A 19398-nucleotide genomic window follows, 5' to 3' on the forward strand; every position below is an offset into this window, starting at 1 on the left:
GGGAGGTAATTATGCCCATCAATCTGCAAAAAGCGGAATTTGTCCGCTCCGCCGCTAAGGCGTCTGACTTTCCCCGGGACCGGCTGGCCCAGGTGGCCTTTGCCGGCCGCTCCAACGTGGGCAAGTCCTCAGTGATCAACCGGCTCCTGAACCGGAAGAACTTTGCCCGGGTGGGCGCAGCCCCCGGCAAGACCACCCACATCAACTACTTCCTCATCGACTCCGCTTTCTATCTGGTGGACCTGCCGGGCTACGGCTATGCCAAGGTATCCCTGGCGGAGAAGCAGCGGTGGGGGCGGCTCATGGAGGAGTGGTTTGCGGACAACTCTCTGATGACACTGGGGCTGATGATCGTGGACTCCCGCCACAAGCCCACCGCCGACGACTGCACCATGGCCCAGTGGTTCAAGAACAGCGGCAAGCCCTTTGCCGTGGTGGCCAACAAGCTGGACAAGCTGCGCAAGAGCGACATCGAGCCCAATCTGGCCCGTATCCGGGAGACTCTGGAACTGGACGATTCTGTAAAGGTGATTCCCTTTTCGGCTGAGAAGGGAGACGGCAAGCAGGAACTGCTTAATCTGATCCTGGACCACGCGGAGGGACTGGCATGAGATATGTGAAGCTGCTGCGGGACGGCAAGGGCGTGTGGGGTGTGCTCCAGGGGGACCTGGTGCGCACCCTGACCTGCCCGCCCTTTGAGGAGATCTGCTACGACGGTGAGAGTCTGCCCCTGGAGGCCTGCCGCCTTCTGGCCCCCTGCGAGGCCACCAAGATCGTGTGCGTGGGCAAGAACTACTACGACCACGCCGTGGAGATGGGGGAGGGGGTGCCTGAGCGGCCCATCCTCTTCCTGAAGGCCCCCAATACCCTCAACCACCCCGAGGGAACCGTCCACGCTCCCGCCTTTGTGGGGCGGCTGGACTATGAGGGGGAGCTGGCCTTCGTCATCCGCCGCCGGGCAAAGGATGTAAAGGCAGAGAACTTTGCAGACTATATCCTGGGCTACACCTGCCTCAACGACGTCACCGCCCGTGACGTGCAGAAGGGGGACGGCCAGTGGACCCGGGGCAAGAGCATGGACGGCTTCGCCCCCATAGGCCCCGTGGTCACCGACAAGGTGGACCCCGCCGCTCTGGCCATCGAGACCCGGCTCAACGGGACGGTGGTGCAGCAGGGGAACACCAGCCAGTTCATGACGGCGGTGCCCCAGCTGCTGGCGTTCATCACCGCTTCCATGACTCTGGAGCCCGGCGACGTGGTGACCACCGGCACCCCGGCAGGGGTGGGGCCCATGGCCCCCGGTGACACCGTGGAGGTGACCGTTCAGGGCATTGGTACCCTGCGGAACCACATCATCTGAGCAGAGGCCGGACCGGCTGGGCAAACCCGCCGGTCCGGCTTGTGTTTTTCGGGAAAATTTGATATAATCGGAATCAAATTATGGACAGAACTGAGGGGAAATGGAATGGAGCGGCGAATCGTGCTGGGGAAGATGCTCAACCTGCGGGATCTGGGCGGCTATCCTACGGCGGATGGGAGGACCACCCGGTGGGGCGTTCTGCTGCGGGGGGACAACCCTATGGGATTGACCGACGCCGATGTCCAGCTTCTGCTGGAGCGGAACATCACTACTATCATCGACCTGCGCAGCCCGGCGGAGGCGAGACAGTTCCCTGACGAACTGACGGCCCGTTCCGGCTTCTCCTGCCATTTCATTCCCATGTCTACCGGCGAGAAGCTGCCCAACGAGGAGGAGCTCATCGGCCTGGGCTATTTCCGCACCCTGGAGCGGAAGGACACCATACGCTCGGTGCTGGAGACCATCGCCGACGCACCTGGGGGTGTGCTCTTCCACTGTATGGCGGGGAAGGACCGCACCGGCTGCATTGCCGCCCTGCTGCTCACTCTGGCGGGAGTGGACCGGCTGGACATTCTGGCCGACTATCAGGTGTCCCAGACCTATATCCGCCCGGTGATCCGGTGGATGCAGGAGACCCGCGCCGACCTGCCCGCCTATGTGGGCCTCTCCAAGCCGGAATATCTGGAGGATTGCCTGGAGAGGTTGGAGGGGGCCTACGGCTCTGTTTTGGACTATCTGTATGCCGCCGGACTGACCGATCCGGTACTGGACCGGCTGAAACGCAAACTGTTGGAGGAATGACCATTGGGTTCTCTGCGTGAATTTGCCCAGCATATGGACTGGTGGGGCCTTGTGGCCCTGCTCATCAGTGCCGTGGCCGCCCTGCTGTGCATTACCCTGCATGAGCTGTCTCACGGCTTTGTGGCCTACCGGCTGGGGGACCCCACCGCCAAAAATGCCGGACGGCTTACCCTCAATCCCATCAAGCACCTGGACCTCATGGGCCTTTTGATGATGGTGGTGGTCAAGGTGGGCTGGGCCAAGCCGGTGCCGGTGGATATGCGCTACTTCAAGCGACCCAAACAGGGCATGGCTCTCACCGCCCTGGCAGGACCGGTGGCCAACTTCCTCACCGCTCTGTCGGCAGTGGCGCTGGCCTCCGTTGTCTGGCACTTCGCTCCTATCAACAAGGGCACTCTGCTGGCCCTGTGTTTCCTGTCCAATATGGCCCTGCTGGGGGTGGGTATGGGACTGTTCAACCTGATCCCCATTTCCCCTCTGGACGGGTCCAAGATCCTGTTTGCCTTCCTGCCCGACAGGACCTACTATACCATCCTCAAGTATGAGAAATATGTGATGGGCCTGCTCATCATCCTGGTGCTGGTGGGGGTGTTCAACAAGCCCCTGACCTTCCTGATGGTCCAGTGCCTGCGGGGGCTGTGCGCCATCACCGGAATGCCGCTGGAATGGCTGCTCTATCTCCAGGACGTTTCCACTATTCTGAACCTGTTTTGAGGTGAGTGCCATCGAAACGCCCATTTACCATCTGGAAAAAGTGGTCAAGAACCGGGAGGATATGGAGGACTTCAACGGCCCCCTGGACCTGATCCTCCATCTGCTGAGCAAGAACAAGATGGAGATCAAGGACATTCAGATCTCCCTGATTCTGGACCAATATCTGGCCTGGATGGACCAGCGGCGGCAGCTGGACCTGGAGGTGGCCAGCGAGTTCGTCACCATGGCGGCCCAGCTGGTCTACATCAAGACCCGGATGCTGCTGTCCATCCACGATGAGGAGGCCCTTACCGAACTGGAACAGCTGATGGCCTCCCTGGAGGAGCATCAGCGGCGGGAGGATTATGTCCGCATCAAGGCGGTGGTGCCCACCCTGTCCGACCGTTATGCGGTGGGGCGGGACTACCTGACCAAGCCGCCGGAGGCCATCCAGGCGGACAAGACCTACCGCTACGTCCACAAGCCTGAGGACCTGCTGAAGGCCATGAAGTCGGTCCTGGCCCGGGCCGACCACCGGCTGCCGCCCCCCATGGCCGCCTTTGAGGGCATTGTGGGCCGGGAGCCCTACCCGGTGGCCGATAAGGCCGACGAGATTCTGGAGCGGCTGGCCCGGTTCGGGGTCACCCGGTTTTCCGCCCTGTTCCGGGGCAACCGGAGCCGGTCGGAGGTCGTGGCCACCTTCATTGCTGTGCTGGAACTGTGCAAGGCCCGGCGGGTGCGCCTGGCGGGGACCGAGCAGGACTGCACCATTACAAGCACCGGGGAGGGCGGGGAGGAGCCCGACTACTCCACCGATGTTTACGAGCCGTCAGACGGGGGATAATCTATGGAAGTAAAGGAAATCGAATCGGCCATCGAGGGCATCCTCTTTGCCGCCGGGGAGCCGGTGGGAGTGGAACGGCTGTGCCTGGCCCTGGACCTGGACCGGGGCACCGTGGACACGGTGTGCAAGCGCATGGCCGACCGCTACAGCTATGAGCGCCGGGGCATCCGGCTGGTGCGGCTGGAGACCAGCTATCAGCTGTGCTCTGCCCCTGAGTTCGCCCCCTACATCCGAAAAGCCTTTGAGACCCGCCGTCCGGCCCGGCTGAGCCAGCCCGCTCTGGAAGTGCTGGCCATCATTGCCTACCACCAGACTGCCACCCGGGCCTATGTGGACCAGGTGCGTGGGGTGGACAGCTCCTATACCATCGGCCTGCTGCTGGAGCGGGATCTGATCGAGGAGTGCGGCCGCCTGGCGGTGCCAGGCCGGCCCATCCAGTACCGCACCACCCAGACCTTCCTGCGGTCCTTCGGCCTGTCCAGCCTGGACGAGCTGCCCGAGCTGCCCAATATGCCGCCGGAGGACGGGCAGATTACCCTGGAGATGCAGGCAGCGGTGGAGCGGCTGAAGGCGGCGGAGGAAGGGGAGAACCTGTCCGCCATCACCGAGGAAGAGATCGAGGAAGCCGCCAGGGAGCTGGCCAAGTCTGAGGAGGAGTCTGGGGCATGATTGTGCTGCTGGTTCTGGGGATCGTGGTCCTGGCGCTGGTGCTGCTCAGCCTGATCCGGGTGGGGGTATGGGCGGAGTACGCCCAAAAGACCTTTACCGTTCGGCTGCTGGCAGGGCCGGTGCGGGTGACCCTCTTTCCCCGGAAGGCCAAACAGCCCAAACCGGCCAAGGCAAAAAAAGCCAAGGCATCCAAGCAAAAAAAGTCCAAGCCTCCAAAGAAGCCCAAGACGGCGGGAGAAATCTTTGATCTGGTGAAAGAACTGCTGCCGGTGGTGACCGATGCCGCCGGGCAGCTGCGGCGGAAGATCCGCATTGACCAGTTTTATTTGGACGTGGTTGTTGCCTCCGCCGATCCGGCCAAGACGGCGGTGAATTACGGCAGACTCAACGGGGCCATCGGTATGTTTTGGCCCCTGGTGGAGCAAAATTTCAAGGTGAAGGAGTGGCGCATCCGCACCAACGTGGATTTTACCACTGAGCATCCCACTGTATATCTGCGGGCGGCGGCCACATTGACCATCGGGCAGATCCTTGCCTTGGGCGTCCGGGTGGCATCCAAGGTACTGCCCATCCTTTCCAAACAAAAAAGCGGGAGCAAATCCCGGCAGGAAACACAGAAAGAGGCGGTTTAAGCTATGGAAAAGCATCCTATCGGAGATCTGATGGGCGAGATCGTGGACAAGGTCCGTGAGATCGCAGACGCCAACACCATTGTGGGCCAGCCCATCGTCACCGGCGAGGTGACCATCATCCCCATCTCCCGGCTCAGCGTGGGTGTGGGCTCCGGCGGTACTGAGTTTGGCAGTAAGCACAAGAAGCCGGAGGACAACAGCTGCTTCGGCGGCGGCGCCGGGGCGGGCATCAACCTGATCCCGGTGGGCTTCCTGGTGGTCAAGGACGGCTCGGTGAAGCTGCTGCCTGTGGCGCCTCCCGCCGCTACCACTGTGGACCGGGTGGTGGAGATGGTGCCCGAGGCCATCGACAAGATCACGGACTTCATTGAGAAGCAGCAGGAGAAGAAAAAGGCAGAGAAGGCCGCCCAGAACGGCACGGATAAACCGGGGTTTGAGGGCGTATACTAACGGCATCAACGTGAGGTGATGCTGTTTTGAAACGCTGGTGCGCCCTTTTGCTGGTCCTGTCTCTGCTGGTCCTGCCCGTTTTCGGGGCAGAACCCACCCTGTCCGCCTCCTCAGCCATCCTGATGGACAAAGAGAGCGGGCGGGTGCTCTACGAGAAAAGCGCCCGGGAACAGAGGAGCATCGCCAGCATCACCAAACTGATGACCGCCCTGGTGGCGGTGGAACTCCATCCCGACCTGTCCTCCACGGTAACCATCAAGCGTGAGTGGACGGGGGCGGAGGGCTCCTCCATGTACCTCAAGCCGGAGGAGAAGGTCACCCTGGAGGCTCTGCTCTACGGGCTGATGCTCTCCTCGGGCAACGACGCGGCCCTGGCCATTGCAGGCTACTGCGGGGGAGACGTGGAGAGCTTCGTGGCGGAGATGAACAAAAAGGCCGCCCAGTTGGGCATGAACGACACCCACTTTGCAAATCCAAACGGTCTGGATGACCCGGACCACTACTCCACCGCCTACGATATGGCCATCCTGGCCCGGGCGGTACTGGAGCGGGAGGAACTGCGGACCATCGTTTCCACCCGGTCTGTCTTCATTGCCGGGCGGAGCCTGACCAACCACAACAAACTGCTGTGGCGGTATGAGGGGTGCACCGGCCTGAAAACGGGCTACACCGACAAGGCGGGACGGACCCTGGTGTCCAGCGCCCTGAGGGATGGCCAGGAGCTCATCGCCGTTACCCTCAACGCCCCCAACGACTGGGCCGATCACGCCGCCCTCTTTGACTACGGCTTTGCCACCTATCCCCGGACCCTGGCGGCGTCGGCGGGGGAGTGGACCCACATTCCGGTGACGGGCAGTCTGTGCCCTTTCACTCGGGTGAGCACCGTGTCCGACTTTTATTACCCGCTGGCTCAGGGAGAGACCGTCCAGCGGACAGTGGATCTGCCGGAGCAGGTGGAGGCCCCGGTGGAGGCCGGATTCCCGGCGGGGAGCCTCACACTCACCCTGAACGGGGATGAGATCGGCCGGCTGCCCCTGCTCTACCAGACGGGGGCGGTCAACAACGTGGCCCCTCTCCGGTGGTGGCAGCGGCTGTTTGGATGAATTTGACACAATACAGAAGAGGTCTGCCGTTTTACGGCAGGCCTCAACTGCGGAAAGGAGACTGCCGGTGGAAGAACGGCTGCAAAAAATACTCTCGGCCAACGGCGTTTGCTCCCGCCGGGCGGCGGAGGGCTGGCTGGCGGCGGGCCGGGTGACAGTGAACGGCAAGCCTGCCGTTGTAGGCGATAAGGCCGACCCGGACAAAGACGATATCCGGGTGGACGGCAGGCCTCTGAAGGGTCCTGAAAAGCGTACTTATCTGATGCTCAACAAGCCAAGGGGCTATGTTACCACCCTGTCCGACGAGAAGGGACGGAAAACGGTGGCCGACCTGGTACAGAACTGCGGCGTCCGGGTATGGCCGGTGGGCCGGCTGGACCTGGATTCGGAGGGCCTGCTCATCCTCACCGACGACGGGGAGCTGACCCAGCGGCTCATCCATCCCAGCCATGAGGTGGAGAAGGAGTATCTGGTGTGGGTGAAAGGAGATATCCCCGCCGCTCTGCCGGTGCTGCGGGGTCCCATGGAGCTGGACGGCGTGCCCCTCAGTCCCGCCCAAGTGGAGCGAGCGGGGGAGGGGATTCTGTCCGTCACCATCCATGAGGGGCGCAACCGGCAGGTGCGGCGGATGTGCGCCGCCGCCGGACTCCAGGTCACCCGCCTGCGCCGGGTGCGGGAGGGAGCCCTCACCCTGGGAGAGCTGAAGCCGGGCCGCTGGAGAGTCCTCAGCAGGGAGGAAGTGGCCCTGCTGGAGCAGGTCCCACCCAGAGCCTGAGGGACTTTTTGCAGGAAATGATAGAATTCTTGCAAAAAGGGGATTGCTTTTCTTTCGGAAAACCAGTATGATAATGTTTACTGAATCAAGGGACGTACCGCGGCTGCGCGGCCGTCTTTCTGTCCGGTCTGTCCACGGTCACACCGGGGGATGGACCGGGATTCTTTGTCATCAAGGTTAACGGCGTTATGTCGACAGGGATCAGAACGCCGGGAGGTACTGGTTATGCCGAAAGATATTCTCTCTACCATTCAATCTGAAATGAATACCTTCTCCAAGGGGCAGAAGCTCATCGCCAACTTCATCCTGGAGTCCTACGACAAGGCCGCCTTCATGACGGCCAGCAAGCTGGGCAAGACGGTGAAGGTGAGCGAGTCTACCGTGGTGCGCTTTGCCGCCGAGCTGGGCTACGACGGCTATCCCGCCATGCAGAAGGCCCTGCAGGAGATGATCCGCAGCAAGCTCACCTCTATCCAGCGCATCGAGGTGACCAACGACCGCATCGGAGACCACGACATTTTGTCCATGGTGATGCAGTCCGACATTGAGAAGATTCGCCTGACCATGGAGGAGACCGATCAGACCCAGTTCCAGCGTGCGGTGGACGCCATCGTCAAGGCCCGCCACATCTATATTCTGGGTGTGCGCTCCGCTGCCGCCATCGCCAGCTTTATGGGGTTCTATTTTACCCTGATCTTCAACAATGTGACTATCATCCACACCACCTCCAGCAGCGAGGTCTTTGAACAGCTGCTTCACATCGGGCCGGAGGACGTGATCATCGGTATCAGCTTCCCCCGGTACTCCCGCCGGACAGTGAAGGCCATGCAGTTTGCCCACGACCGGGGGGCGGAGGCCATTGCCATTACCGACTCGGCGGCATCCCCGCTGGCTCCCTATTCCACCATCACCCTGCTGGCCAAGAGCGACATGGCCTCCTTCGTGGATTCCCTGGTGGCCCCCCTCAGCCTGGTCAACGCCCTGATCGTGGCCATCGGCCGGAAGAAGAACGACGACCTCTCTCGTACCTTTGAGAGTCTGGAACGGATCTGGGACGAGTATGAGGTCTATGAGAAGGTGGACGAAAACCCTTGAGTGAGATCATCGTGATTGGCGGCGGCGCCGCCGGGTGTATGGCGGCCCTGGCCGCCGCGGAGCAGGGCGTGTCCGTTACCCTGCTGGAGCGCAACCCTAAGCTGGGCCGCAAGCTGTACATCACCGGCAAGGGCCGGTGCAACGTGACCAACCACTGCACGGTGCAGGAGTTGCTGCAAAATATTCCCGGCAACAGCCGGTTCCTGACCAGCGCCGCCACCCGCTTTACTCCCGAGGAGGCGGAAGCCTTTTTTGAAGGTCTGGGTGTGCCCCTGAAGGTGGAGCGGGGTAACCGGGTGTTTCCTCAGTCCGACAAGGCCGCCGACATCATCGACGCCCTGCTGCGTGCCCTGCGGAAGGCCCGGGTGGACATCGTTCAGGACCGGGCTGTCGGCCTGATCCTGGAGGAGGGATGCATCACCGGCGTGAAAGGGGAGAAGGGGACCTATCCCTGCAAAGCGGCGGTGGTGGCCACCGGCGGCGTGTCCTATCCGCTCACCGGCTCCACCGGCGACGGCTACGACTTTGCCAAGGTGCTGGGCCATACCATCGTGGAGCCACGGCCCTCTCTGGTACCTTTGGTGACGGAGCAGGCCTTCTGCGCCCAGATGCAGGGTCTCAGCCTGCGGAACGTGGCCATCCAGGTGAAAAACAGCAAGAAAAAGACGGTGTATGCCGAGCAGGGGGAGATGCTCTTCACCCACTTCGGTATCACCGGGCCCCTAATCCTCTCCGCCTCCGCCCATATGCGGGACATGGGGAAGGAGCACTACTATATCCTGCTGGATCTGAAACCCGCCCTGGACCAGGAGAAGCTGGACGCCCGGGTGCTCCGGGACCTGGGGGAGGGTGCCAACAAGGATTTCCGCCATGTGCTGGAGGGGCTGGTGCCCCGGCTCATGGTGCCGGTGGTGCTGGAGCTGACCAGCATTCCCGGCGACCTGAAGGCCAACTCGGTAACCAAGCAGCAGCGCCGCCGGTTGGTGGAGACCCTTAAGTGCATTCGCATCGATATTTCCGGACCCCGGCCCATCGCCGAGGCTATTGTCACTGCCGGCGGCGTCAAAACTTCTGAGGTAGACCCCCATACCATGGCCTCCAAGAAGGCGGTTGGGGTCTTTTTTGCCGGGGAAGTGCTGGATGTAGACGCCTACACCGGCGGCTTTAATTTGCAGATCGCCTGGTCCACCGGCCGGGCGGCGGGACGAGGCGCAGCGGAGTTCGTCCGTCCCTCCAAGGAGGCAGAGTGATATGACCAAGCACAGGAGCATTGCCATTGACGGCCCCTCCGGGGCGGGCAAGTCCACCCTGGCCCGGGCTTTGGCCAAGGCGCTGGGGTATTTATATGTGGATACCGGCGCCATCTACCGTACCGTGGGCCTGCAGGCCTTCCGTACCGGCGCAGACCCGGAGGACAGAGAGGCGGTGATCGCCCTGCTGCCCGGCCTGGACATCGGTCTGGGCTACGGGGAGGACGGGGAACAGCGGATGTACCTCAATGGAGAGGACGTATCCCAGGCCATCCGGCAGCATGAGATCTCCCGGTACGCCTCCTGCGTGTCCGCCATACCCGAGGTCCGTGCTTTTTTGCTGGACCGCCAGCGGAAACTGGCTCAGGAGCACGACGTGGTCATGGACGGCCGGGACATCGGCACTGTGGTGCTGCCCCAGGCTGACGTAAAGATCTTCCTCACCGCCGCTCCCGAGGCGCGGGCCCGCCGCCGCTGGCTGGAGCTGAAGGAGCGGGGCCAGAGCGCCGATTACGAAGCGGTGCTGCGGGACGTGAAGGAGCGGGATGAGAAGGACAGCACCCGCTCTGCCGCGCCTCTGCGTCAGGCGGAGGATGCGGTTCTGGCCGATACCACCCAGCTGGACCTGCAACAAAGCTTGGACCTGCTGATTCAGATTGCAAAGGAGCAGTTGCAGGCATGAATATCATCTATATCCTGGCCTATATCGTTCTCTGGCCGGCCTTTCGTATCTTCAAACCCACCCGCTGCATCAACAAGAAGAACTTTCCGGAGGGGGGCGCTCTGCTGTGCGCCAACCATACCCGGATGAGCGACCCTCTCTTCGTGGCCTACGCCCTGGGTCTGAAGCACCAGATCCACGTCATGGCCAAGGAGGAGGTCATGCACTGGCCCATCATCGGCTGGATCCTGAAGCACGGCGGCATTTTCGGCGTCAAGCGGGGTCAGGCCGACATTGGAGCCATCAAGACCGCCATGAAGTATCTGAAAAATGGGGAGCTGCTGCTTATGTTCCCCGAGGGCACCCGTCATCAGGACGGTGACTTCGGCGATGCCAAGACGGGCGCCGCCATGCTGGCTACCCGCACCGGAGTGCCCATCGTGCCCATCTATATGCCGGCGGAAAAGCGCTGGTTCCGCTGGAATCCGGTGGTCATTGGAGAGCCCTATTACCCCAAAACCGCCGGCAAGCGCCCCACGCCGGAGGAGTACAAGAGCATCGCCGAGGACCTGATGGTCCGCATCGAGGCTTTGAAGCCTCAGGCGGGGCGATGAGGGTGGAACTGGCCCGGTCCGCCGGATTTTGCTACGGCGTCCGGCGGGCGGTAGAACTGGCGGAGCAGGCAGCTAAAAACGGCAGGCCCTGTGCCATGCTGGGCCCCATCATCCACAATGGCAGCGTCATTGACTATCTGAAGGAGCAGGGCGTGGCGCTGATCCAGTCTCCCGACCAGGTACCGCCCGGTACTGCCGTCATCATCCGCTCCCACGGGGAGGGGCGGGCGGTCCACAAGGCCCTGGAGGAGCGTGGCTGTCCCGTGATCGACGCTACCTGTCCCAATGTCTCCCGCATCCACCGCATTGTGGAGGAGGCGGAGGGGGAGGGCAGGCAGGTGCTCATTATCGGGATGCCCGACCACCCGGAGGTGGCTGCCATCGCCGGCTGGTGTGCCCATCCTGTTGTGCTGGAAGGGGAACAGGCTCTGGCCCAGTGGCTGGAGGAGGACCCCAAACGGCGGGAACTGCCCATCACCATGGTGTCCCAAACCACCTCCACGCACTTTATCTGGGCAGAGTGCGTAAAAAAAGCAAAAAAAGAGTGTACAAATTTAAAAATTTTTGATACAATATGTAATGCTACGTATAAACGGCAGTCTGAGGCTCAGGCGCTGGCCGCCAAAAGCGATGCTATGGTCGTCATCGGTGGGCGGGAAAGTTCCAACACCAAACGGCTGGCCGAGTTATGCAAAGCGCTCTGTCCCATGGTCGTTTGGATCGAACGGGCGGCAGAGTTGGAACCTTCCACCCTGTACCGGAAGGCTTCTATTGGAATCACTGCGGGCGCGTCCACGCCTGAGTGGATTATAAAGGAGGTCTATGACAAAATGAGCGACGAAAACATTGAGATCGAGGAATCCTTCGCTGAAATGCTGGAGAAATCGATCAAGACTTTAAATACAGGGGAGAAGGTCACGGGCGTTGTCACTGGCATTACGCCCACTGAGATCTATGTGGATCTTGGCACCAAGCACGCCGGCTACATACCGGTGTCCGAACTGACCGACGACCCTACGGTCAAGGTCGAGGACCTGGTAAAGGTTGGCGATGAGATCGAGACTTACGTCATGCGCGTGAACGACCAGGAGGGTGTTGTCACCCTTTCCAAGAAGCGCCTTGACACCGTGAAGAGCTGGGAAGACGTGGAGCAGGCCAAGGAGGATCACACCACCGTCGAGGGCGTGGTCACCGAGGAGAACAAGGGCGGCGTCGTCGTGTCCATCAAGGGCGTGCGCGTCTTCGTGCCCGCTTCCCAGACCGGCCTGCCCCGGGATACTCCCATGAGCCAGCTGGTCAAGCAGAAGGTGCGCCTGCGCATCACCGAGGTCAACCGCGCCCGTAAGCGCGTGGTGGGCTCCATCCGCGCCGTCGAGGCCGAGGAGCGTGCCGCCAAGGCCGCTGAGGTGTGGGCCAACATCGAGGAGGGCAAGCGCTACACCGGTACCGTGAAGAGCCTGACCTCTTACGGCGCCTTCGTGGACATCGGCGGCGTGGACGGCATGGTCCACATCTCCGAGCTGTCCTGGTCCCGCATCAAGCACCCCTCCGAGGTCGTCTCCGTGGGCGACACTGTTGAGGTGTATGTCATCTCCTTCGACCCCGAGAAGAAGAAGATCTCTCTGGGCATGAAGGACCGCTCCCAGAACCCCTGGGAGGTCTTCACCAGCAAGTATCAGCCCGGCGACGTGGCCAATGTCCGCGTGGTCAAGCTGATGACCTTCGGCGCCTTTGCCGAGATCGTGCCCGGTGTGGACGGTCTGATCCACATCTCCCAGATTGCCGATCACCGCATTGACAAGCCCGGCGACGTGCTGAGCGAGGGCCAGATGGTGGACGTGAAGATCATCGACATCGACTACGACCACAAGAAGGTTTCCCTGTCCATCCGCGCTCTGCTGGAGGGCGGCGACGAGGAGGCTGCTCCCGAGGAGGAGTAATTCCGTCACCCAACCGGGGACGCCAGTGATGGCGTCCCCGGTTTTTTGTATAAAGAAAACCACTCGCTAGGCGAGTGGTTCAAAAAAGCCTAAGGCGATGAAAAAGATAAAAAAACTCCCTTTGCTATAATAGGAGTGCGGTCTGCCAACTGCACAAACGATAGCAAAGGGAGGACATCCAGATGGGACTGAATGACATCAATAGTTTATCCCATACCCGGTGGAATTGCAAATATCATATCGTATTTGCGCCAAAGTATCGGAGGAAGGTATTTTACCAAGAAAAGAAAGCGGCAATAGGAAAAATACTGCGGCAGTTATGTGAGTGGAAAGGGGTAAAGATCATAGAAGCGGAAGCGTGCCCCAACCACATCCATCTGTTTGTAGAGATACCACCGAAAATGTCAGTATCGCACTTTATGGGGTATCTGAAAGGGAAGAGCAGCACAATGCTGTATGAGCAATTCGGCGAGCTGAAATACAAGTACCGGAACCGAGAATTTTGGTGCAGAGGATACTATGTGGACACGGTAGGGAAAAACGAGAGCCGAATTGCCGAGTATGTGAGGAATCAGCTAAAAGAGGACGAGATGGGAGAGCAACTGAGAATCCCATCTAACAGCCCGTTTACGGGCGGCAAGTAACAGTCCTTACGCAGCTGGCAGACCGTATTACGCGTTGCACGCGTCCGCGAGGAACAGAGGGCTATGCCCGCATAGTGACAACCACCAGCTTCGCTGGTGGATGTGTTCATTGCATTTTGGACCACAGAGCAGCACAGCGGAGGCTTTTTCGCCCGGATTCCCCGCTTTTTTACACAGACGCAAGGGATTTTACTTGCAAAGCATTGAAATCCGGTCTATAATAAACTTGTATCGGATAAAACAAGGTGAGGAGTGTATAGGAACCGGACGGATCTGCTTGGAGGTGGGATCGTGTTTCAGGTAGGGGACAAAATCGTTCACCCGATGCATGGTGCTGGTATTGTGGACAGCATCGTGCAGAAGAAAATCAACGGTGTCGTACGGGAGTACTACATTCTCAAGCTGCCCGTGGGCGGGATGCTGGTCATGATCCCCACGGAGAACAGCGAGGAGATCGGTGTGCGCCCGGTGATCAACGGAGAGGAGGCGGACCGCGTCATTGCCGCCATTCCCGACATCGAGGTGGATATGACCCCCAACTGGAACCGCCGTTACCGGGAAAATATGCTCCGGCTGAAAAGCGGGGATTTGCTGGAAGTGGCTCGGGTGGTAAAGGGACTGACCCACCGGGATGAGGAGCGGGGCCTCTCCACCGGAGAGCGCAAGATGCTCCACTCCGCCAAACAGATTCTGATCTCAGAGATCGTGCTCTCCCAGAACGCCAGCTATGAGGACGTGGAAAAGCGCATCAATACCGCTATGGCGTAATAGGATACAACGGAGGGACGGCCAACCGCCCCGCCCATATCAAGCGATAAAAAGGGGCCGGCAGGCTCCTTTTTTGTAGAAGGAGGAACCAACATGGCAGGCATATTCTCCCGGCTGTTTCATCGGGACAGGCCGGAATCCCTCCGCTGCGGCGCGGTGGTGCCTGCGGCGGGCAGCTCCACCCGGATGGGGCAGGACAAAGTGCTGCTCCCTCTGGACGGGGTGCCGGTGATCATCCGTACCCTGCGGGCCCTGGACAACTGCCCCCTCATTGACGAGATCGTGGTGGTCACCCGGGAGGATTTGATCGTGCCCATCAGCGGTCTGTGCCGGGATGCCGCCCTGTCCAAGGTGCGAAAGGTAGTACGGGGCGGGGAGACCCGCACCCAGTCGGTACTGGCCGGGGTGGAGGAGCTGAGCCGCTCCATTGAGCTGGCCGCCATTCACGACGGCGCCCGTCCTCTGGTGAGCCAGAAGGTACTGGAGGAAGTGATCCGCCGGGCAGCCCAGTGCGGCGCCGCCGCCCCCGCTGTGCCGGTGAAGGATACAGTAAAGGTGGCCCGGGACGGTTTGGTGGAGTCCACCCCCGACCGGTCGGTGCTCTACGCCGTCCAGACCCCCCAGGTGTTCCAACGGGATCTGATTCGAGGGACCCTCACCAAGGCACTGGAGGCGGATGCCGCCCTCACTGACGACTGCTCCGCTGTGGAGCGGCTGGGTATCGGGGTGGCTCTGACCCAGGGCGATTACTGCAACCTGAAACTGACCACGCCGGAGGACGTGGCTATGGCTGAGGCCCTGCTGGCCTGGAGGGAAGAAATATGAGAATCGGACACGGATATGACGTACATAAGCTGGTGGAGGGCCGGAAGCTGATTTTGGGCGGGGTGGACATTCCCTGGAAGAAGGGGCTGCTGGGCCACTCCGACGCCGACGTACTGACCCACGCCATTATGGACGCCCTGCTGGGGGCGGCGGCCCTGGGGGACATCGGCAAGCTGTTCCCCGATAACGACCCGGCCTACGCCGGGGCGGACAGCCTGGTGCTGCTGGAGCGGGTGGGGGAGCGCCTCACCCAGGCCGGGTACCGGGTGGGCAACATTGACGCTACCATCCTGGCCCAGAAGCCCAAGCTGGCCCCTCACATTTCCCAGATGAGGGCCAATCTGGCTGCCCGGTTGGGACTGGACGTGGATCAGGTCAGCGTCAAGGCCACCACCGAGGAGGGCCTGGGCTTTACCGGGTCTGGGGAGGGCATGGCCGCCCACGCTGTCTGTCTGCTGGAGTCCATTTAAATGCACGGTTCACCCTTTGCTCCTCTTGCACATATGCTGGTGCGAGAGGAGCGTTTTTTATGGTCTATTATCTCATTGTCTGCCGCTCCCTGACCTATGCCCAGCGGACAGCCGCCGCGCTGGAGCGGGCGGGGATCACGGCCCGCATTCTTCGATCCCCAAAACTCATCGACCGGGAGGGGTGCAGCCACTCCGTCAAGGTGGCCGAGCGCAGCCTTACCAACGCCCTGGTGATCCTGAACCGGGCGGGCCTCAACCCTAAACGGATTTTCCTCCAGGCGGAGGACGGCGGCTACCGGGAGGTGGGGCTGTGATCTATCTGGACAGTGCAGCCACCACCCTGCAAAAGCCCCCCGCTGTGGCCCGGGCGGCGGCCTGGGCGGTGGGAAATCTGGCCAGCCCCGGCCGGGGCGGTCATCTGCCCGCCCGCCGGGCGGCGGAGACCGCCTTTGCCTGCCGTCAGGCGGCGGCCGACCTCTTCGGCATGGAAAGCCCCGAGCAGGTGGTGTTTACCTTCAACGCCACCCACGGCCTGAACATCGCCATCCGTTCCTTGGTGAAGCCGGGGGACCGGGTGCTCATCTCCCCCTGGGAGCACAATGCCGTCACCCGGCCGCTCCACGCCCTGGGGGCGGAGATCATGGTAGCCAAAGCCCCTCTGTTTGACCGGCAGGGGCTGCTGGACGCTTTTGAGGCGGGGCTGGAGGCGGACCCGGCGGCGGTGGTGTGCACCCACGTCTCCAATGTGTTCGGTTTCATCCTGCCCATGGAGGAGATTGCCGCCCTGTGCCGCCGCCGGAGGATTCCCCTCATCGTGGACGCATCCCAGTCTGCCGGCTGTCTGCCGGTGCGGCAGGAGAAGCTGGGGGCGGCCTTCATCGCCATGCCCGGCCACAAGGGGCTGTACGGCCCCCAGGGGACCGGGCTGCTCCTCTGCGCCGGGGAGGCGGTCCCCCTGATCCAGGGTGGTACCGGCAGCGCCTCCGCCCTCCAGACCATGCCCGACTATCTGCCAGACCGGCTGGAGGCGGGGACCCACAATCTGCCCGGCATTTCCGGACTGCTGGCGGGGCTGCGCTATGTGGCCGCCCGCACCCCGGAGGCTATCGGCAAACGGGAGGGGGCCCTTATCCGACGGGCAGCCCAAGGTCTGGCCCGGCTGCCCCATGTAAAAGCCTTTCAGGCACGGGACCCGGCCTGTCAGAGCGGCGTGCTCTCCTTCCAGGTGGAGGGGATGGACTGCGAGGCGGTGGGGGAGTCCCTGAGCCGCCGGGGCATCGCGGTGCGGGCGGGGCTCCACTGCGCCCCCCTGGCCCATGAAAACGCCGGCACTCTGGAGGCGGGCACCGTCCGGGCCAGTGTCTCCGATTTCAACACGGCGGCGGAGGTGGACCGGTTTGTGTGGGAGGTCTCCCGGCTGGTCCGGTCCTCCCGCTGAGCGAAATGCCCTCCAAGGCCCTCGGCCCGGAGGGTTTTTTGCTGCCAGGAAAGCGTCGGACCCCGTCGGATCTGAGGGAACGGTGAGCGGAATTCACAGAAAATTGATCTTGCTTACCCTTGTCAATCACAGGGGAATACAGTATAATAAATTGGTTAAAGTAGGTCGGTTCAACAGGACCGGCCAGGGAGCAATGACCGGCGCCGCCGGAGAGCGGGAGACGTGGGAGTATGGAAGGCATTTTATATCTGCTGCAGCAGCTCAAAGGGATGGTGACCCCCATCGGGATCTTCGATATCATCGACATCCTGATTATGGCGTTTATCATCTATAAGCTCATTATGCTCATCCGCCGCACCAGCTCCGGGGCGGTGGCAAAGGGCATTTTGGTGCTCATTGTGGCCCTGTGGGCCTCCAGCCTGCTTCAGCTTAACACCGTTAATTTCCTGCTGGGCAGGGTGGTGGAATGGGGCGTTGTGGCTCTGGTGGTCATTTTCCAACCGGAGATCCGCCGCTTCCTGGAGCAGATGGGCCGTACCAGCCTGGGCCAGGTTTTTACCCACGCTGAGGAACGCAACGAGCTGGATGGGGCCATCACCCAGACGGTGGAGGCCTACGCCTCTCTGTCCAAGTCCAAGACCGGCGCGCTGATGGTGTTTGAGCGGAAGAATATGCTGGATGATGCCATCAAGACAGGCACTGCCCTGGACTGCTCGGTGAGCGCCGAGCTTCTGAAAAACATCTTCTGGAACAAGGCCCCCCTCCATGACGGCGCCGTCATCGTCCGGGGCGGCCGGATCGTGGGCGCGGGCTGTATGCTCCCCATGTCGGGCAACGTGAATCTGTCCCGGGAGCTGGGTATGCGCCACCGGGCGGGCATCGGCGCCAGCGAGCACACCGACGCGGTGGTGGCCATCGTGTCGGAGGAGACCGGCTCCATCTCGGTGGCGGTGGGCGGGATGCTCAAGCGGCATCTGGCCCCCGAAACCCTGGAACGGCTGCTCCGCAATGAGCTTATGCCCGAGCAGGAACAGACCGAAGCTCCGTCCAAGTTCAAATTCATGTCGCTGTTCCGGGGCGGAAAGGGGGAGAAGCTGAATGGTGAGAAAGATCACTGATTCCAAGTGGTTCTATATTCTGGTCTCCCTGCTGCTGGCCTTTGCCCTTTGGATCTATGTGGGCAAGGAGGCCAACCCCCTGACCACCGGTACCGTCCGCAACGTACAGGTGGTATTCAGCGGCCTGGACGTGCTGGAAGAGCGGGGCCTGATGATCTCCCAGGGAGCCGATCAGACGGTGAGCCTCAACATCCAGGCCCGCCGGGAGGTGTTCAACCGCCTGTCCCAGGGGGATGTGACGGTGAATATCGATGTGTCCGGTATTACCGAACCGGGTGAGCAATCCATTCCCATCACCACCCGTATCATCAACTATCCCCGGTCCATCACCTCCACCGACGCCATCGATCTGCGGTATACAAGCCCCTCCACTGTGGACTTTACCGTGTCCCGCTGGACGGAAAAGGATGTGCCAGTACAGGCGGTCTTTGAGGGCAGTGTGGCTGAGGGCTATCAGCGGGGCGAGTTCTCCATCACTCCGGAGACCATTACCATCAGCGGCCAGGAGGAGCTGGTCAACGAGGTGCAGTATGCCCAGGTGACCGTGGCTCAGCAGGACCTGACCAGCACCTACAGCGAGCAGTGTCCGGTGACCCTCATCGATTCCAACGGCAATCCTGTCACAGGCATCAATATCAAGGCCGATCCCCAGACCGTTCTGGTGACCCTGCCGGTAGAGGTGCTCAAGGAGGTACCCCTCACCGTCAACCTCATCGAGGGCGGCGGCGCTACGGCGGCCGACGCCAAGGTGACCTTCAGCCCCACCGACACCATCATGGTGTCCGGCGATCAGGCTGATGTGGAGGGCCTGAAGGAAATCTCCCTGGGTGATATCAAACTGGCCGACGTATACGGCACCAATGTGTTTACCAAGGAGATTGAGCTCTCCCCGGAGCTGACCAACGTCAGCGGCATTACCGAAGTGAATGTGACGGTGACCATTCAGGGTCTGGCTACCCGCACCATGAAGGTGGACAACATCGAGATCATCAACACGCCCGAGGGCTATGAGGCGGAGGCCATCACCAAGTCGTGCAGCGTCCTCATCCGGGGCCCGGAGGAGGAGGTCAATGAGATCACCGAGTCCCAGCTTCGGATCGTAGCCGACCTGTCCAACACCGATCCCTCCACCGGCAGCCGCACTGTCCCGGTCAAGGTCTATCTGGACGGCAGCAGCAGCGTGGGCGTGGTGGGCGAATACGCCATATCCGTGTCTCTGACCTAGATTCCTGTCACAGAATAAAGAGA

At 61.6% G+C, this 19398-nt stretch carries 23 protein-coding genes; all 23 read left to right on the plus strand.

Translation table 11 applies throughout. From position 1 onward, the window contains the following. The first annotated feature begins 11 nt into the window (after nucleotides 1-11). The 23 genes from yihA (at nucleotide 12) to B5G40_RS02440 (ending at nucleotide 19375) form a co-directional block, all read left to right on the plus strand. Nucleotides 12-611, plus strand: a complete 600-nt coding sequence (gene yihA / locus B5G40_RS02330) for a ribosome biogenesis GTP-binding protein YihA/YsxC (protein ID WP_087187900.1) — start codon at nucleotides 12-14, stop codon at nucleotides 609-611. Continuing rightward, a complete protein-coding gene (locus tag B5G40_RS02335) occupies nucleotides 608-1360 on the plus strand; it encodes a fumarylacetoacetate hydrolase family protein (RefSeq protein ID WP_087398627.1) in 753 nt (250 codons plus the stop codon). The genes yihA and B5G40_RS02335 overlap by 4 nt, the downstream gene beginning before the upstream one ends. A 105-nt stretch (nucleotides 1361-1465) precedes the next feature. Next, nucleotides 1466-2161 carry a tyrosine-protein phosphatase gene (locus tag B5G40_RS02340; RefSeq protein WP_087398628.1) on the plus strand — a complete coding sequence of 232 codons (696 nt, stop codon included), beginning with the start codon at nucleotides 1466-1468 and terminating at the stop codon, nucleotides 2159-2161. A 3-nt stretch (nucleotides 2162-2164) separates the two neighbouring features. Then, on the plus strand, nucleotides 2165-2875 hold the full coding sequence (locus B5G40_RS02345; protein WP_087398629.1) for a site-2 protease family protein: 711 nt from the start codon (nucleotides 2165-2167) through the stop codon (nucleotides 2873-2875). Nucleotide 2876: 1 nt separating this feature from the next. After that, nucleotides 2877-3698, plus strand: a complete 822-nt coding sequence (locus tag B5G40_RS02350; RefSeq protein WP_343286718.1) for a segregation and condensation protein A — start codon at nucleotides 2877-2879, stop codon at nucleotides 3696-3698. A gap of 3 nt (nucleotides 3699-3701) precedes the next feature. After that, on the plus strand, nucleotides 3702-4367 hold the full coding sequence (scpB, locus tag B5G40_RS02355; RefSeq protein WP_087268538.1) for an SMC-Scp complex subunit ScpB: 666 nt from the start codon (nucleotides 3702-3704) through the stop codon (nucleotides 4365-4367). Then, on the plus strand, nucleotides 4364-4999 hold the full coding sequence (locus B5G40_RS02360; RefSeq protein ID WP_087398630.1) for a DUF2953 domain-containing protein: 636 nt from the start codon (nucleotides 4364-4366) through the stop codon (nucleotides 4997-4999). Before scpB ends, B5G40_RS02360 begins: the two co-directional genes overlap by 4 nt. A gap of 3 nt (nucleotides 5000-5002) precedes the next feature. Further along, the gene (locus B5G40_RS02365; RefSeq protein ID WP_087327036.1) at nucleotides 5003-5449 is read left to right on the plus strand and encodes a GerW family sporulation protein; all 447 of its coding nucleotides are present in this window, start codon (nucleotides 5003-5005) and stop codon (nucleotides 5447-5449) included. 26 nt (nucleotides 5450-5475) lie between these two features. After that, nucleotides 5476-6552 carry a D-alanyl-D-alanine carboxypeptidase family protein gene (locus tag B5G40_RS02370; RefSeq protein WP_087398631.1) on the plus strand — a complete coding sequence of 359 codons (1077 nt, stop codon included), beginning with the start codon at nucleotides 5476-5478 and terminating at the stop codon, nucleotides 6550-6552. Nucleotides 6553-6619: 67 nt separating this feature from the next. Continuing rightward, on the plus strand, nucleotides 6620-7327 hold the full coding sequence (locus B5G40_RS02375) for a pseudouridine synthase (protein WP_087398632.1): 708 nt from the start codon (nucleotides 6620-6622) through the stop codon (nucleotides 7325-7327). Nucleotides 7328-7552: 225 nt separating this feature from the next. Continuing rightward, nucleotides 7553-8422, plus strand: a complete 870-nt coding sequence (locus B5G40_RS02380) for a MurR/RpiR family transcriptional regulator (RefSeq protein ID WP_087268553.1) — start codon at nucleotides 7553-7555, stop codon at nucleotides 8420-8422. Continuing rightward, nucleotides 8419-9672, plus strand: a complete 1254-nt coding sequence (locus B5G40_RS02385) for an NAD(P)/FAD-dependent oxidoreductase (RefSeq protein ID WP_087398633.1) — start codon at nucleotides 8419-8421, stop codon at nucleotides 9670-9672. The genes B5G40_RS02380 and B5G40_RS02385 overlap by 4 nt, the downstream gene beginning before the upstream one ends. A gap of 1 nt (nucleotide 9673) precedes the next feature. Next, nucleotides 9674-10354 carry a (d)CMP kinase gene (gene cmk, locus B5G40_RS02390; RefSeq protein WP_087398634.1) on the plus strand — a complete coding sequence of 227 codons (681 nt, stop codon included), beginning with the start codon at nucleotides 9674-9676 and terminating at the stop codon, nucleotides 10352-10354. Beyond that, nucleotides 10351-10947 (plus strand): lysophospholipid acyltransferase family protein, encoded by a 597-nt coding sequence (locus tag B5G40_RS02395; RefSeq protein WP_087398635.1) that lies wholly within the window; start codon nucleotides 10351-10353, stop codon nucleotides 10945-10947. Before cmk ends, B5G40_RS02395 begins: the two co-directional genes overlap by 4 nt. Then, on the plus strand, nucleotides 10944-12887 hold the full coding sequence (locus tag B5G40_RS02400; RefSeq protein WP_087398636.1) for a bifunctional 4-hydroxy-3-methylbut-2-enyl diphosphate reductase/30S ribosomal protein S1: 1944 nt from the start codon (nucleotides 10944-10946) through the stop codon (nucleotides 12885-12887). Before B5G40_RS02395 ends, B5G40_RS02400 begins: the two co-directional genes overlap by 4 nt. Before the next feature lie 182 nt (nucleotides 12888-13069). Continuing rightward, entirely contained in the window at nucleotides 13070-13531 is a 462-nt protein-coding gene (gene tnpA, locus B5G40_RS02405; protein ID WP_162614482.1) for an IS200/IS605 family transposase, read from the plus strand. A 291-nt stretch (nucleotides 13532-13822) separates the two neighbouring features. Then, nucleotides 13823-14299 carry a CarD family transcriptional regulator gene (locus tag B5G40_RS02410; protein WP_087327057.1) on the plus strand — a complete coding sequence of 159 codons (477 nt, stop codon included), beginning with the start codon at nucleotides 13823-13825 and terminating at the stop codon, nucleotides 14297-14299. 93 nt (nucleotides 14300-14392) lie between these two features. After that, nucleotides 14393-15124, plus strand: coding sequence for a 2-C-methyl-D-erythritol 4-phosphate cytidylyltransferase (gene ispD, locus B5G40_RS02415; RefSeq protein WP_087398637.1), 732 nt, complete (start codon nucleotides 14393-14395; stop codon nucleotides 15122-15124). After that, nucleotides 15121-15594, plus strand: a complete 474-nt coding sequence (ispF, locus tag B5G40_RS02420; RefSeq protein WP_087398638.1) for a 2-C-methyl-D-erythritol 2,4-cyclodiphosphate synthase — start codon at nucleotides 15121-15123, stop codon at nucleotides 15592-15594. Before ispD ends, ispF begins: the two co-directional genes overlap by 4 nt. A 59-nt stretch (nucleotides 15595-15653) precedes the next feature. Beyond that, nucleotides 15654-15908 carry a DUF3343 domain-containing protein gene (locus tag B5G40_RS02425; protein WP_087389409.1) on the plus strand — a complete coding sequence of 85 codons (255 nt, stop codon included), beginning with the start codon at nucleotides 15654-15656 and terminating at the stop codon, nucleotides 15906-15908. Then, nucleotides 15905-17032, plus strand: coding sequence for an aminotransferase class V-fold PLP-dependent enzyme (locus B5G40_RS02430; RefSeq protein WP_087398639.1), 1128 nt, complete (start codon nucleotides 15905-15907; stop codon nucleotides 17030-17032). The genes B5G40_RS02425 and B5G40_RS02430 overlap by 4 nt, the downstream gene beginning before the upstream one ends. Nucleotides 17033-17262: 230 nt before the next feature. After that, the gene (gene cdaA, locus B5G40_RS02435) at nucleotides 17263-18150 is read left to right on the plus strand and encodes a diadenylate cyclase CdaA (protein WP_087187919.1); all 888 of its coding nucleotides are present in this window, start codon (nucleotides 17263-17265) and stop codon (nucleotides 18148-18150) included. Further along, nucleotides 18131-19375 (plus strand): CdaR family protein, encoded by a 1245-nt coding sequence (locus B5G40_RS02440; protein ID WP_087327071.1) that lies wholly within the window; start codon nucleotides 18131-18133, stop codon nucleotides 19373-19375. Before cdaA ends, B5G40_RS02440 begins: the two co-directional genes overlap by 20 nt. The last annotated feature ends 23 nt before the right edge of the window (nucleotides 19376-19398 follow it).

Source organism: Flavonifractor sp. An9, from assembly GCF_002161245.1.
Taxonomy (GTDB): Bacteria; Bacillota; Clostridia; order Oscillospirales; family Oscillospiraceae; genus Flavonifractor; species Flavonifractor avicola.